This is a genomic window from Arthrobacter sp. KBS0703 (assembly GCF_002008315.2).
In the GTDB taxonomy this organism is placed as follows: Bacteria; Actinomycetota; Actinomycetes; order Actinomycetales; family Micrococcaceae; genus Arthrobacter.
This window is the reverse complement of the sequence record NZ_MVDG02000001.1, coordinates 1,135,468-1,149,219: the sequence shown is the minus strand read 5'-3', so window position 1 is coordinate 1,149,219 and position 13,752 is coordinate 1,135,468. Positions and strand designations below refer to the sequence as shown.

Sequence of the window (13,752 nt, the reverse complement as noted above, 5' to 3'; positions counted from 1 at the left end):
GGAAACAAACCGGCGCCGCCCGATTATGCTTACCAATATGTCAACCAGCCTCCACCACCGTGCCATCGAGCACCTGGGAACCCGGATCGTCGGCGGAAGCCTCCCCACGGGCCACGTCATGCTGGCGGAGCAGCTGGAGGACGAACTGAACGTGTCGCGATCGGTGGTCCGTGAGGCCGTCCGGGTGCTCCAGTCACTCGGCCTGGTGGAAACCACCAAACGCGTGGGAATCAGGGTCCTCCCGCCCCACCGCTGGAACCCTTTCGACCCCCAGGTCATCCGCTGGCGGCTGGCCGGCGAAGGCCGCGGCGCCCAGCTAAGGTCGCTCGCGGAACTGCGGTCCGCCGTCGAACCCGTTGCCGCGGAACTCGCCGCCGTGAACGCTCCGGACGATCTCCGCCAGGAGCTGCTGGAGGTGTCGCTCGCCATGCGCGACGCCGGGCAGGCCGGCGACGTGCCCCGGTTCCTCGAGCTGGACATCCAGTTCCACTCCCTGCTGCTGAGCGGGTCCGGCAACGAAATGTTCGCCAACCTCGTAGGCCAGGTGGCCGAGACACTGACCGGCCGCACGGTGCACGGGCTGATGCCGGACCGCCCCCGCGACGTCGTGCTCCAATGGCACCTGGACGTTGCCAAGGCCATTTTCACCGGCGACGCCGCCGAAGCCCGCGAGGCGTCAAGCATGATCATGCGCCAGACCATCTCGGAGATGGAGCCCGTGTGGCTGGAGCAGCCGCGGGTGTTCGTCCCGGTGCAACGCCGCTAGCAGCTCTACGCAAAGCTCAGCAGCACCTTGCCGGATTCGGCGGAGTTGCGGGCGACGGTGAAGGCTTCGAGGGCGTCCTGGACCGGGAATTCGTGGGTGATGACGGGTTCGATGTGCAGGGTGCGGTCGGCGAGGGCGGCGATGACGTCGTCGATTTCGTCGTTGAAGCGGAAGGAGCCCTTGAGGTCGAGTTCGCGGGTGATGGCCAGGGAGATCAGGACCGGCTGCGGGCCGGTGGGCAGCAGCCCGACCAGCACCACGGTCCCGCCGCGGGCGGCGCCCCGGATCGCGGAGGCCAGCCCGTGGTGGTTGCCGGAGGATTCGATCACGACGTCGGCCTCGACGGCGGCGATCGCGTCCGCGTCGCCGGCGGCCAGGACCTCGTCCGCGCCGACCGCGGCGGCGATCTCGAGCGGTTTGGCGTGCATGTCGACCGCGACGATCCGGGCCGCGCCGGCCCGCTTCAGGACCGCGACGGCCAGCGCGCCGATGGGGCCGGACCCGATCACCAGGGCGGTCTTGCCCGTCACGTCCCCGGCCCGGGCCACCGCGTGCCAGGCCACACTTGCGGGTTCGATCAGCGCCGCGGTGCGCAGGTCAAGGCCTGCCGGCAGCGGCCGGAGCATCCGCACCGGCAGGTTCACGTAGCGGCTGAACGCGCCGTCGGTGTGCGGGTAACGGGCCGCGCTGCCCAGATAGGTGCAGCCGGGTGAGAGGTTGGGCCGGTCCGCCGGATACCGGGCCGCGCCCGGACCCGGGTGGCCGGATGCACCGCCACCGCGGTGCCCGCGGCCGGGCCGGTGCCGTCCGCGGCGGCCCGGACCACCCGCCCGTGTCTCTTATACACATCTTCATGTCCGAGCACCAGCGGCGCCTTCAGGATCGACTCGCCCGCCGCTCCGTGGAGCCAGTAGTGCAGGTCCGAGCCGCAGATCCCGCCGTACAGGACCTCCACGACGGCCTCCTCCGGCCCCGGCACGGCCAACGGGACCTCCTCGATCCGCAGATCGCCCTTCGCGTGCGCGACCACCGCCAGGCCCGACACCGGCAACGCCGTTGAAGCCTCTGCCTCTGTTGATGCCGTCATCAGACCACCACCGTCATTCCGCCGTCGATGAAGATCGTCTGCCCGTTCACGAAATCCGAACCGTCCGAGGCCAGCCACACCGCCGGCCCGGCCAGGTCCTGGACCGTGCCCCAGCGGTGCGCCGGCGTCCGGCCCAGGATCCAGGCATTGAACTCCCCGTCATCGACCAGGTTCTGCGTCATCTCGGTATGGATGTAGCCCGGCGCGATCCCGTTGATCTGCAGCCCCGAGCCCGCCCACTCCGCGGTCATCGCCCGGGTCAGGTTCCGCAGCCCGCCCTTGGCCGCAACGTACGGGGCGATCGTGGGCCGGGCCAGGTCCGTCTGCACCGAACAGATATTGATGATCTTCCCGCGCCCGCGCGCAATCATGTGCCGGGCCGCCTCCCGGCCCACCAGAAACGCGCTGGTCAGATCCGTGGCAATCACCCGCTCCCAGTCCTTCACATCCAGCTCCAGCATCGGCACCCGGTGCTGGATCCCGGCGTTATTCACCAGGATCTGCAGCGGACCCACCTGCTCCTCCACCCACGCAATACCCCGCGCAGCCTCGGCATCATCCGTGACATCAAACGCGCAGCCACGCACCCGGCCCGGCGCATAATCCGCCGCCATCGCCGCCTCGGCATCCTTGAGCCGCTCCGGATTCAGCCCGTTCAGCACCACCGTGGCACCGGCATCCGCCAGCGCCCGCGCCAACGCATTACCGATCCCCCGGCTCGAACCCGTCACCAACGCTATCCGCCCGGACAGATCAAAAAGTGCACTCATTCTGGAAGGGGCCCTCTCTTCGCGGCGTCCGCTGTTGTCCTGCTGAGATTCGAAATGGTCTGCCTTACGACGGCGAGATCCTGGTCCCCCAGACCCTGCCGTTTGAGTTCCGCGTAGAGTTCGACGCCGGCCCTCGCCATGGGGACAGCTGCACCGGCCGCTTCGGCCGACTCAACGACGAAGGAAAGGTCCTTGTGCATGAACTTGGCGGGCCCGGTGGGTGTGTAGTCCTTGCGCACGAGCCGCGGGCCGACGATGTCCAGGACCCTGCTTCCGGCAAGTCCGCCGGCGAGCACCTCGTAAAATGCCGCGACTTCCAGGCCGGAGCGCTCGGCGAGCTCTGCCGCTTCGGCGAGCGCCGCCGTCGTGGTTCCCACGATCAGCTGGTTGCAGGCCTTCGCGAGTGATCCAGCGCCGAGGGGGCCCAGCAGCCGGACCGTGGTTCCCATGGCTTCGAACAGCGGCTGCAGCCTGCGGAAGTCAGCTGCGTCGTCGGCTCCGGCCATGATGGCCAGGGTCCCGTCCGTAGCGCCGACGGTGCCCCCGCTGACCGGCGCGTCGACCACCACGGCATTGCCCGCGCTGGCTTCCCACACGCGGCGCCCGAATGCGCGGACGCCCTCGGGGGAAACGCTGCTCATGACCACCAGGGCGGTGCCGCGCGCGGGAGGACTGTCCGCCCAGCTGGCCAGCAGCCCCGCCGAGGCCTCCTCTATGTTTGCCAGATCCGGGAGCATGAAGACGGTCACGGGCTCGTCGCGGAGTCCTGCCACCTCACTTGCCACCTCGCCGCCACGCTGCCGGAATTCTTCCGACGCGGCGGGCGAGCGGTTCCAGGCGGTGACGGACCATCCGTTCCTGAGTAGGTTTGCCGCCATGGGCGCCCCCATCAGTCCCAGGCCGACGAAGCCTGCTCTCTGTACATTCATATGCAGCGCAACCTCACATCTTCGTGGTTAATGTATGGAAATCTGTTCAGTATCCTAGCCTCTATTCAGTATGATGAACACTATGACGACTGAAACCATCGTCGCGATCGCCGTCCCGCTCGAAGCCGAGCTGGTGGAACGCATCCGCGCCGTAGACCCTTCCGTGACCGTTCTCTACGAACCCGAACTGCTGCCTCCGGAGCGCTTCCCGGCCGACCATGCCGGCGACCCGGCCTTCAGCCGCACCCCCGAGCAGGAGGAGCGCTACTGGGGGATGCTGGGCCAGGCCCAGGTGCTGTACGGCCTTCCGAACGAAAGCCCCGCAGGGCTGGCCCGGATAGCGCGGGAAAACCCGCGCCTGCAGTGGATCCACGCCATGGCGGCCGGGGCAGGCGGGGCCGTGAAGGCCTCCGGCCTCGACCCCGAAACGCTGAACAAGTTCAAGGTGACCACGTCGGCAGGAGTCCACGCCCTGCCGCTGGCCGAGTTCGCCGCACTGGGGATCCTCAACGGCTTCAAGCGGAGCGCCGAACTTGCCCAGGACCAGGCCGCCAAGGTCTGGCCGGAACTGCGGACCCCGACGCGACTGGTCAGCGGCTCATCGCTGGTGGTCACCGGGCTCGGCGAAATCGGCCTCGAAACGGCACGGATCGCCCGAGCCCTCGGCATGAAGGTCAGCGGGACCAAGCGGAACGTGGAGCCAATCGAGGGCATCGAAGAAGTGGCCGACAACAGCGGCCTCGCCGGCCTGCTGGCCTCCGCCGACGCCGTCGTGAACACCCTGCCCGGCACGCCCTACACGGAGCGGCTCTTCAACCGCGAAATCTTCGCGGCCATGAAGCCGGGCACCGTGTTTGTGAACGTGGGACGCGGAACCGTGGTGGATGAGGATGCGTTGCTGGAGGCCCTGGAAAGCGGCCAGGTTTCGTATGCCTGCCTCGACGTGTTCGCCGTGGAGCCGCTCCCCCAGGACAGCCCGCTGTGGGACCACCCCAAGGTGATGGTGTCGCCGCACACGTCAGCCCTGAGCGCCGCTGAAAACCGCCTCATCACGGAACGGTTCTGCAGCAACCTGCGGACCTTCCTCGACGGCGGCGAACTCCCCCACCTCGTGGACATGGTCCACTTCTACTAGAACGCACTGCTCCTGACCCCAAGGGCGACTCCTCCGGAAACGGAAGGGCCGCCCTTTGCGGTTCAAAAGGTCCTCATCCGGCGTAATCTTTCGACATGATGGGCGCCGGCCGCTACGAGGAACCGCTGCATCACCTTCCACCGGGAATTCCTCGCCGGCATGCCGAATACACACCTGCACCGGACGCCCCCGCTCCTGCGCCGACCAACGTTGGTGGTTACGACGAACTGCTGGCCTACTTCCATTCCATCGGGCACGATCTACCCCGCTCAGAAGAGGGCCTTGCAGCCATCGATCGGCTGATGGATGGCTTCACGGACCGAGCCGCTCTGGCCAAGCTGGTCCGCGCCATCGGCATGTTCTATGGCAACCTCCTTACTCACACTGTCCCTGGGGCTCATTGGGAAGTCATTGAACACGGCAGCCCGTGCGTCCGGGTGACCCGGAAAACTGCAGTTTCCGTCGTCTCTGTCGCCGAGAAGCGCTTGGTCAGGCGTACGCCGACTCTCCTGCAGAACTATGCGCACGTATTGGAAATCGTGGCGTCTGAAACCTGACTCAGTAGGCCTGGAAACAGCGAAAGGCCGCGCCCCCTCCCTTGTGGAAGGGGCCGCGGCCCTGGCGAAGTAACAGTGCTGCGAGCTGGCGTGGCGCTAGCTGGCGTCTTCGGTGAGCAGGAGGTCGCGGCCCACGGTCTCAGGAGTGAAGAACGTGGTAACAAAGGAGATCAGCGCAAGCACCAGTGAGTAGAACGCGAGGACCAGCCAGGAGTGGTGGGTTGCCGCCAGGAGCGATGCCCCCACCAGCGGAACCAGCCCGCCCGCCATGACAGCCGAGAGCTCCCGGCTCATGGCCACACCGGTGAAGCGGTACTGGGAACCGAAAAGCTCAGGCAGCAAGGGGCACTGCGGGCCGAGCATGGACTGGACGCCCAGGGCGATGCCCACCACCATGACCACCCAGACCAGCGTGACATTGCCCAGGGTGACCAAGTAGAACGCCGGGAGCGCGATGACAGCCTGGAAGAGCGCGCCGTAGCGGTACACCGGCACGCGGCCGAACTTGTCCGACAGTGCACCGAAAGTGACCACCATGACGGCAGCGAAGCCTGCTGCGATGAGGAGTCCAACGGGACCGATGAACTTGTCGCCCGGGAATACCCCGTCCTTCGAAGCCAGGAATGCGATCAGGAGGGCGGAGTAGATCGAAGAGTTGCCGTTCTCGCCCATGCGCAGGCCGATGCCGATGAGGACGTTCTTTTTGGAGTGCTTCCACAGCTGGCCGATGGGGTTCTTGACCACACTCTTGTGCTTCTCCAGCTCCTGGAAGACCGGGGTTTCCTTGAGCCGAAGCCGGATGAATATGGCCACCGCAATCAGGATCACGCTCGCCAGGAACGGCACACGCCACAGCCAGCCTTCCAGGACAGCTTTGTCGGCCATGGCAATCAGCGCAAAGGTTCCGGCACCAAGGAGTGTGCCCAGCTGGATACCGACGAACGGCAAGGACGCGAAGAAGCCACGACGGCGGCGCGGTGCGACTTCGGAAATAAGCGTCGTGGCGCCGGCCTGCTCGGCTCCCGCACCGAGCCCCTGCAGGATGCGCAGCGTCACGAGGAGGACTGCGCCGAGCATGCCCGCCTGCTCAAACGTGGGCAGCAGGCCGATCGCGAAGCTGGCGGAGCCCATCAGGCCGATGGTCAGGATGAGCACCATCTTGCGGCCGAACCTGTCGCCGATGTAGCCGAAGATCATGCCGCCAAACGGGCGGGCGGCGAAACCCACACCGTAGGTCGCGAAGGACGCGATCAGCGCGCCGTCGTCGCCGAGCGGCTTGAAGAACAGCGGCCCGAAGATCAGGGCCGTAGCGAGCCCGTAAATGTAGAAGTCGTAGTACTCCAGAGCGGAGCCGACGGAGCTGGCAAGAGTTGCCCTTCGCAGCTGTTGCGGATCGACGACGGCGCCGTCCGCATCAGCCAGCGGTGAATCAGTACGAGTAGTCACAAGCACTCCCTCAAAGACACAACAGGCCCCCGTTGGCCTGTGGGATAGCGGCAACACCATGGCGTCGATCACTATGTTGAACAGAGTACAACATGATGAACAACTCGCCAATACCCAAGGTTGCCACGCACCCCAAGGCGCTAATGTGACGCGGATCGCAGGCTTGTTCAGCCCATGGGATTGCCCAAGGACCTCGCAAGTTCATTGAGCTCCTTGACCATTTGGGAGCCCTGCTCCTCGGAGAACGTCGCCTTGAGCGCGGTCACCGAAAGCCCCAGGCTGGGCCCGTGAGCACCGCGGGTCGGCACGGACACGGCGAGGCAGACAACGCCTGTGGTGGATTCCTCATCTTCGAAGGCGTAGCCCTTCTCGCGGATCTCCCGGAGCTGTGCCTTGAGTTCCGCCCCCGTGCGCAAGGACTTCGGGGTCAGCACCGGAAGCTCCGCATCATCGGCAAACATGGCGTCGATGTCATGGTCATGGAGCCGGGCAATAAGGGCCTTGCCCACAGCACACAGCGAAACCGGCATTTTGTCACCGATGTTGGATGTCAGCCTGACGGCCGGATGGCCCTCATAACGAGCAAGGTAGATCACGTTGGTGCCATCCAGCATTGCGATGCGGACGGTTTCCCCGGAGAGGGTGGGTGCCTGCTCGCAGAAGCGGTAGAACTCCTGCACCTCGTCAAGCCGGCTCAGGTACGCTGCACCGAGCTCGACCAGCTTGCGGCCGAGGGTATATTCGGCTCCCTGCCGGCTGATCAGCCGCGCCTCCTCGAGGGCGAGCAGCAGGTTGGACGTCGACGACTTGGGTATGCCCAGCTCGCGGGCCAGGTCACTGAGGGTCAGCCGGCCCGTGGCCGATCCTGCGAGGGCCTCCAGAACGGCTGCCGCCCTGGTGACAGCCGGCGCCGGCGAAGTGCTGCCCAATCCGTCGTTGGGCCGGGCGGTGCGGGAATCGACCATGATTCTCCTTCAATCGGTGCGCGCTCTGACAGCGCGGGCAGCTTCGGCGGCCAGCCTTGGCAACACAGCGGAAGCCCGCAGCATCTGTTCATTTGGCTGAACACTTACCATCATAATGGCTTTTGCCGTCAATGGGCCCAGCGTCCGGCACCGAAGCGGGAGGCAGGAGATCAATGGGAGAGCACGGCGAAGTCAATTACAGACGGAACGGCGAAACAGTTTCGTGTTTCCAAATGTTCACGGTATATTCAAAGTAAGCCTTCCACCGCGGCATCCCCCAATAGTCGCGGTGGAAGGCTTTTCCAATTTAAGCCGCATCTTTAAGCCGCATCGGCAATGGCGCTGCGCAGCTTCCAGCCGCCACCCAGGCCGTCGCGCATGATCTCCATAGTGGTCAGGGCCGAGCCTTCGTTCCGCCCCAATCTCGCCTGAAGGCGCCACACCTCCACGTCCACGCGGCTGAGGCCCAGGGGCATTCTGCGCTCGGCCTCCCACCAGCTGACGCGTTCGAACCAGCGGACCGGCTCAGCCCCAACAGTCCACTCACGGCCGCCACGGATGACGGCACCGGGCCGGCCGTCGGTAGCGGTTTTCACCAGTACATGTTCCATGCCCGCAGACTATGGCGGGGCAGTGACAATTTAGGGTCCGGCTTTCAAAGCACGGCTTTAGGGTCCGGCGGCAGCAGCCGGAGGGCATCCCCCGGGCAACACAAAACCCCGCCCGGCAGGACAGGCCTGCGGACGGGGTTTTCGTGGTGGGTCCTACCGGGATCGAACCGATGACATCCACGGTGTAAACGTGGCGCTCTACCAGCTGAGCTAAAGACCCATTTCGCCGACTTTCACGCCGAAGCGCTCCAACCAACGAACATAGACTCTACCGGATCAAAGGCCTGAAACGCCAATCCGGGTCAGGGCTCCGGAAGTCCGGGCAGCTCCGCGGCCAGCCAGGCAAGTGCCTCACTCACCCCGGCTGCGAGCTTGATGGTTGCAAGCTCATCGCCGCGGGTATCGCCGCGATTAATGATGACCACGGGCTTGCCCTGTTTCGCGGCATGCCGGACGAAGCGAAGCCCGCTCATGACGCTGAGCGAGGAACCGGCGACCAGCAGCGCGGCGGCCTGGTCCACCATGGCATAGGCGCGCTCAACCCGGTCCTTGGGGACGTTCTCGCCGAAGTACACGAAGTCCGGCTTGAGGACACTCCCGCAGGCAGGGCACCGCGCAACCACGAAGCCGCCGACAAGTTCAGCGTCCTCCACTGTGGCGTCGGCATCCGGCGCGATTTTACCGGCTCCGGATTCCAGTGCCCGGCGCAGGAAGTCCGGATTCAGCTCCTCCAGGACGGCTGCGAGGAGCTGCCGGGAGTATGTACGTTTGCAGTCCAGGCAGATCACCCGGTCAAAACGGCCATGCAGGTCAACCACGTTCACGCTGCCGGCGTCCTCGTGCAGGCGGTCCACATTCTGCGTGATCAGCCCGGTGAGGAGGCCCCGCCGCTCCAACGCGGCAACCGCGGCGTGGCCCGCATTGGGATCAGCCCGGCGGAGGTGGGACCAGCCGATGTGGTTCCGTGCCCAGTACCTTTGCCGGTTCGCCGCATCCTGCACGAACTCCTGGTACGTCATGGGCGACCTCGGCGGCGAATCGGGCCCCCGATAATCCGGGATCCCCGAATCCGTGCTCAGGCCGGCGCCGGTCAGGAGCGCCATGCGCAGCCCGGACAGCAGTTCCTTGATGCCGCCCAGCACTTCGAGGTCATCGGAAGACGGGTGCGCCCGGGGCGCGGGCGGCTGACTGGCAAAACCCGTCAGGCCGATCCCGCTGCGCCGCTGGTCCATGAGTCGGACCTAGGCCAGCCCCGCCAGCACGCGGCGGTATTCGCCGAGGTCGCGGGCCTGGCCCCGGGGGTTGACGACGACATAGCGGACGGTGCCGCCGCCGTCGATGATGAAGGTTCCGCGGCGCGCCATTCCGCTGTCCGCGTCAAAGACGCCGTACTTTTCAGCCACGGCGCCATGCGGCCAGAAGTCAGCCAGCAGGCTGAAGCCGTAGCCCTCTTGCTCGGCATACGCCCGCAGGGCGAATTTGCTGTCGACCGAGACGGCCAGGATTTCGGCGTCGGAATGCTCAAAGACAGCAAGGTTGTCCCTGATCTCGCACAACTCGCCGGTACAGATGCCGGAGAAAGCGAACGGATAAAAGACCAGGACCACGTTGCGGCCGCGGAAGTCGGCCAGCCGGACGGGCTCACCAAACTGGTTCACCAGCGTGAAATCCGGCGCCTGCTCCCCTACCGCGGGCGCACTGACGACGTCCGTTGTGGCAACGGAGCCGGGTGCCGTCACTTGTTCTTCCTGGTCACCAGGCGGGTGGCGCTCCAGTCCTTGGACACACCCGCTGATGTAGTGAGGTGAAGCCCGGCAGTGGGCGCGGCTTCCTGGATCTCTGCGGGGGACACGTAACCGGACCTCCCCGACTTCGGCGTCAGCACCCAGACCACACCGTTCTCGCTCAGTGTGGTCAGTGAATCCATGAGCGTGTCCACGAGGTCGCCGTCGCCGTCCCGCCACCAGAAGATGACGGCATCCACAACGTCATGATCGTCTTCGTCCAGGAGTTCAGACCCGGTGAGATCCTCTATGTCGTCACGCAAGTCGAAGTCGACGTCGTCGTCGTAACCGAACTCCTGAATCAGATCCCCGTTCTTGAAACCCAATTTTTCCGCCACATTTACCGAAGTGGCGGCGTCGGCCTCGCTCACGTGTTCCTCCTATGAATGGTGATATCGATTACTCCAAGCCAACACCCTTTAGGCGTGTGCTTCAAGCCAGTGCGGCCGCGGTGCGGCTTATTCTGCGTCACACAACCAGTATGACGGTCAAATACGGCAGGGGCGTCAGGCGCGGCTACGCATCGGCAAGCCGTCACAGCTAGAGTGACTGGTGACATCTATGCCTGCGGGGCGACCGCCCTGGATCAATTGGCAGTCGTAGACGAGATAAAACCCTGCCCGGCGCACATGACCGGGCTGTTGTAACCGATATGTCGCACACGTCGCGTTCACGCCGGGCAGCTACCCTGCCGGACCTGAGGGCGCCGATGAATGCGCGCAAAGAGAGGTTGGACGTGGCTGCAGGAGAAGATACCTCCCATATCCTCAGCGGGTTGACTAACCAGCTGCCTGATCGTGATCCGGAAGAGACCGCCGAGTGGGTTGAGTCCCTGGATTCGCTGATCAGGGAACAGGGCACCGAGCGTGCCCAATACATCATGCGCAGTCTCCTGCAGCGTGCCGGCGCCCAGAGCGTCGGGGTTCCGATGGTCACCACCACGGACTATGTGAACACGATCCCGGCGGACCAGGAAGCGGAGTTCCCGGGCAACGAGGAGTTCGAACGCCGGTACCGGGCGTACATGCGCTGGAACGCGGCCGTGATGGTGCACCGGTCCCAGCGGCCCGGGATCGGGGTGGGCGGGCACATCTCCACCTACGCCGGGGCCGCGACGCTGTACGAGGTCGGCTTTAACCACTTCTTCCGCGGCAAGGACCACCCCGGCGGCGGGGACCAGGTCTTCTTCCAGGGCCACGCCTCCCCCGGGATGTACGCGAGGGCGTTCATGGAGGGCCGGCTCACCGAGCAGGACCTGGACGGGTTCCGGCAGGAAAAGTCCAAGGCCGGGCACGCCCTGTCCTCCTACCCGCACCCGCGGCTGATGCCGGAGTTCTGGGAATTCCCCACCGTCTCGATGGGCATCGGGCCGATGAACGCGATCTACCAGGCCCAGTCCAACCGGTACCTGCACAACCGCGGCCTGAAAGACACCGCGGAGCAGCAGGTCTGGGCGTTCCTGGGCGACGGCGAAATGGACGAGCCCGAGTCCCGCGGCCTGCTCCAGCTCGCCGCGAACGAGAACCTGGACAACCTGAACTTCGTGATCAACTGCAACCTCCAGCGCCTGGACGGGCCGGTGCGCGGCAACGGCAAGATCATGCAGGAACTCGAGGCGTTCTTCCGCGGCGCGGGCTGGAACGTGATCAAGGTGGTCTGGGGCCGGGAATGGGATGACCTGCTCGCCCGCGACGCCGACGGGTCGCTGGTGAAGATCATGAACGAAACCCCGGACGGGGACTACCAGACCTACAAGGCCGAATCCGGCGGGTTCGTCCGCGAACACTTCTTCGGCAAGACCCCGCAGACCAAGGACATGGTCGCGGACCTGACCGATGACCAGATCTGGAACCTCAAGCGCGGCGGCCACGACTACCGCAAGGTCTACGCCGCGTACAAGGCCGCGACCGAATTCAAGGGCAAGCCCACCGTGATCCTGGCCAAAACGGTCAAGGGCTACGGACTCGGCCCGCACTTCGAAGGCCGCAACGCCACCCACCAGATGAAAAAACTCACCCTCGACGACCTCAAGAAGTTCCGCGACCACCTGCGGGTCCCGGTCACGGATGAGCAGCTCGAAAAGGATCCGTACCAGCCGCCGTACTTCCACCCGGGTACTGACGCGCCGGAAATCAAGTACATGATGGAACGCCGCGCCGCGCTCGGCGGCAGCGTGCCGGAACGCCGCGCCAAGCATGCCGACATCGCACTGCCTGAGGCCAAGACCTATGAGGTGGCCAAGCGCGGTTCGGGCAAGCAGCAGGCCGCCACCACCATGGCGTTTGTCCGGCTGCTCAAGGACCTGATGCGGGACAAGAACTTCGGCAAGCACATCGCGCCGATCATCCCGGATGAGGCCCGCACGTTCGGCATGGACGCGTTCTTCCCCACCGCCAAGATCTACAACCCCAAGGGTCAGAACTACCTGTCCGTGGACCGGGACCTGGTCCTGGCCTACAAGGAGTCCGCCCAGGGCCAGCTGATCCACCCCGGCATCAACGAAGCCGGCGCCGTCGCGGCGTTCACTGCCGCCGGAACCGCGTACGCCACCCACGGCGTGCCGCTGGTCCCGGTCTACGTGTTCTACTCCATGTTCGGCTTCCAGCGCACCGGCGACGCCTTCTGGGCCGCAGCCGACCAGATGAGCCGCGGCTTCATCATCGGCGCCACCGCAGGACGGACCACCCTCACCGGCGAAGGACTCCAGCACGCCGACGGCCACTCCCCGCTGCTTGCCTCCACCAACCCGGCCGTGGTCACCTACGACCCCGCCTACGGCTACGAAATGGGCCACATCGTGCGGGACGGACTCGAGCGTATGTACGGTCCGGACTCCACGGACCGGAACCTGATGTACTACATCACGGTCTACAACGAGCCCATCATCCAGCCGGCAGAGCCGGAGGAGCTGGACGTTGAGGGAGTCCTGAAGGGCATCTACCTGCTGGCGCCGGCCAAGATCGACGGCCCGCGCACGCAGATCCTTGCCTCCGGTGTTTCGGTGCCGTGGGCCCTGGACGCGCAGCGGATCCTGGCAGAGGACTGGGGCGTCTCCGCGGACGTCTGGTCCGTCACCTCCTGGAACGAGCTCCGCCGCGACGGCCTGGCCGCCGAGGAAGAGGCGTTCCTGAACCCCGGCGAACCGGCCCGGGTCCCCTTTGTGGCCCAGCAGCTCGCCGGGGCCACCGGTCCGATTGTGGCGGTCTCCGACTACATGAAGGCCGTCCCGGACCAGATCCGCCAGTTCCTGCCGAACGAGTTCGCTTCGCTCGGCGCCGACGGATTCGGCTTCTCCGACACCCGCGCCGCTGCACGCCGCTTCTTCAAGAACGACACCCACTCGGTGGTGGTGCGGTCGCTGGAGCTGCTGGCCCGCCGCGGCGAGGTTGACGCCCAGGCGCCGGCGCAGGCGATTGAGAAGTACCGCCTGCTCGACGTCAACGCCGGCACCACCGGCAACGCGGGCGGCGAGTCCTAACCGCTGCTGGTTGAGCCTGCCGAAACCTGGTTCCGGCAGGCTCAACCGGCGGGGTTCCCTCTCTGCACAACGTAACGACGACGGTCCCCACCAAAGGTGGGGGCCGTCGTCGTCGTTTTGCCGTGCTGCGGCAGTGCCAATGCGGCGCCGATGGCGCGTTGTGATGCAGCACAACCGGGGTTGTAGCCTTTACACAAAATGGAGGTTGCCGGGCAGGCCCCGTA

The 13,752-nt window shown here is 65.7% G+C and carries 12 protein-coding genes, 1 tRNA gene and 1 pseudogene; 4 read left to right on the top strand and 10 right to left on the bottom strand.

The features are described 5' to 3' along the window. Nucleotides 1-37: 37 nt before the first annotated feature. On the top strand, nucleotides 38-766 hold the full coding sequence (locus tag B1A87_RS05410) for a FadR/GntR family transcriptional regulator (RefSeq protein ID WP_078028759.1): 729 nt from the start codon (nucleotides 38-40) through the stop codon (nucleotides 764-766). 5 nt (nucleotides 767-771) lie between these two features. Here B1A87_RS05410 and B1A87_RS05405 read toward each other — a convergent pair. The 3 genes and pseudogenes from B1A87_RS05405 to B1A87_RS05395 all read right to left on the bottom strand — a co-directional run bounded on the left by B1A87_RS05405 (nucleotide 772) and on the right by B1A87_RS05395 (nucleotide 3,552). Further along, a pseudogene (locus tag B1A87_RS05405) lies at nucleotides 772-1,853 on the bottom strand (L-idonate 5-dehydrogenase). Next, the gene (locus tag B1A87_RS05400; RefSeq protein ID WP_078028757.1) at nucleotides 1,853-2,623 is read right to left on the bottom strand and encodes an SDR family oxidoreductase; all 771 of its coding nucleotides are present in this window, start codon (nucleotides 2,621-2,623) and stop codon (nucleotides 1,853-1,855) included. Before B1A87_RS05400 ends, B1A87_RS05405 begins: the two are co-directional and overlap by 1 nt. Beyond that, a complete protein-coding gene (locus B1A87_RS05395) occupies nucleotides 2,620-3,552 on the bottom strand; it encodes an NAD(P)-dependent oxidoreductase (RefSeq protein WP_078028756.1) in 933 nt (310 codons plus the stop codon). Before B1A87_RS05395 ends, B1A87_RS05400 begins: the two co-directional genes overlap by 4 nt. A 70-nt stretch (nucleotides 3,553-3,622) precedes the next feature. Here B1A87_RS05395 and B1A87_RS05390 point away from each other — a divergent pair, with 70 nt between their 5' ends. Together B1A87_RS05390 and B1A87_RS05385 are read left to right on the top strand one after the other, a co-directional pair. Continuing rightward, complete coding sequence (locus B1A87_RS05390) at nucleotides 3,623-4,687, top strand: D-2-hydroxyacid dehydrogenase (protein ID WP_078028755.1); 1,065 nt, start codon at nucleotides 3,623-3,625, stop codon at nucleotides 4,685-4,687. A gap of 95 nt (nucleotides 4,688-4,782) precedes the next feature. Next, nucleotides 4,783-5,244 (top strand): DUF6278 family protein, encoded by a 462-nt coding sequence (locus B1A87_RS05385; protein WP_078028754.1) that lies wholly within the window; start codon nucleotides 4,783-4,785, stop codon nucleotides 5,242-5,244. Between the two features lie 96 nt (nucleotides 5,245-5,340). Here the strand turns inward: B1A87_RS05385 and B1A87_RS05380 are convergent, their stop codons facing one another. The 7 genes from B1A87_RS05380 to B1A87_RS05350 form a co-directional block, all read right to left on the bottom strand. Further along, nucleotides 5,341-6,690: an MFS transporter gene (locus B1A87_RS05380; protein WP_139362849.1), complete on the bottom strand. Its 1,350-nt coding sequence runs from the start codon at nucleotides 6,688-6,690 to the stop codon at nucleotides 5,341-5,343. Nucleotides 6,691-6,857: 167 nt separating this feature from the next. After that, complete coding sequence (locus tag B1A87_RS05375; protein WP_078028752.1) at nucleotides 6,858-7,655, bottom strand: IclR family transcriptional regulator; 798 nt, start codon at nucleotides 7,653-7,655, stop codon at nucleotides 6,858-6,860. A 320-nt stretch (nucleotides 7,656-7,975) separates the two neighbouring features. Then, nucleotides 7,976-8,266 (bottom strand): hypothetical protein, encoded by a 291-nt coding sequence (locus B1A87_RS05370; protein ID WP_078028751.1) that lies wholly within the window; start codon nucleotides 8,264-8,266, stop codon nucleotides 7,976-7,978. Nucleotides 8,267-8,410: 144 nt separating this feature from the next. Further along, nucleotides 8,411-8,486: transfer RNA gene (locus tag B1A87_RS05365), tRNA-Val, on the bottom strand. An 82-nt stretch (nucleotides 8,487-8,568) separates the two neighbouring features. Further along, nucleotides 8,569-9,498, bottom strand: coding sequence for an NAD-dependent protein deacetylase (locus B1A87_RS05360; protein WP_078028750.1), 930 nt, complete (start codon nucleotides 9,496-9,498; stop codon nucleotides 8,569-8,571). 9 nt (nucleotides 9,499-9,507) lie between these two features. Continuing rightward, nucleotides 9,508-10,005, bottom strand: a complete 498-nt coding sequence (locus B1A87_RS05355; protein ID WP_078028749.1) for a peroxiredoxin — start codon at nucleotides 10,003-10,005, stop codon at nucleotides 9,508-9,510. Continuing rightward, the gene (locus tag B1A87_RS05350; RefSeq protein ID WP_078028748.1) at nucleotides 10,002-10,421 is read right to left on the bottom strand and encodes a DUF3052 domain-containing protein; all 420 of its coding nucleotides are present in this window, start codon (nucleotides 10,419-10,421) and stop codon (nucleotides 10,002-10,004) included. Before B1A87_RS05350 ends, B1A87_RS05355 begins: the two co-directional genes overlap by 4 nt. Nucleotides 10,422-10,759: 338 nt before the next feature. Between B1A87_RS05350 and aceE the strand changes: the two genes are divergently transcribed. Beyond that, nucleotides 10,760-13,528 (top strand): pyruvate dehydrogenase (acetyl-transferring), homodimeric type, encoded by a 2,769-nt coding sequence (aceE, locus tag B1A87_RS05345; protein WP_185982245.1) that lies wholly within the window; start codon nucleotides 10,760-10,762, stop codon nucleotides 13,526-13,528. Nucleotides 13,529-13,752: the final 224 nt, after the last annotated feature.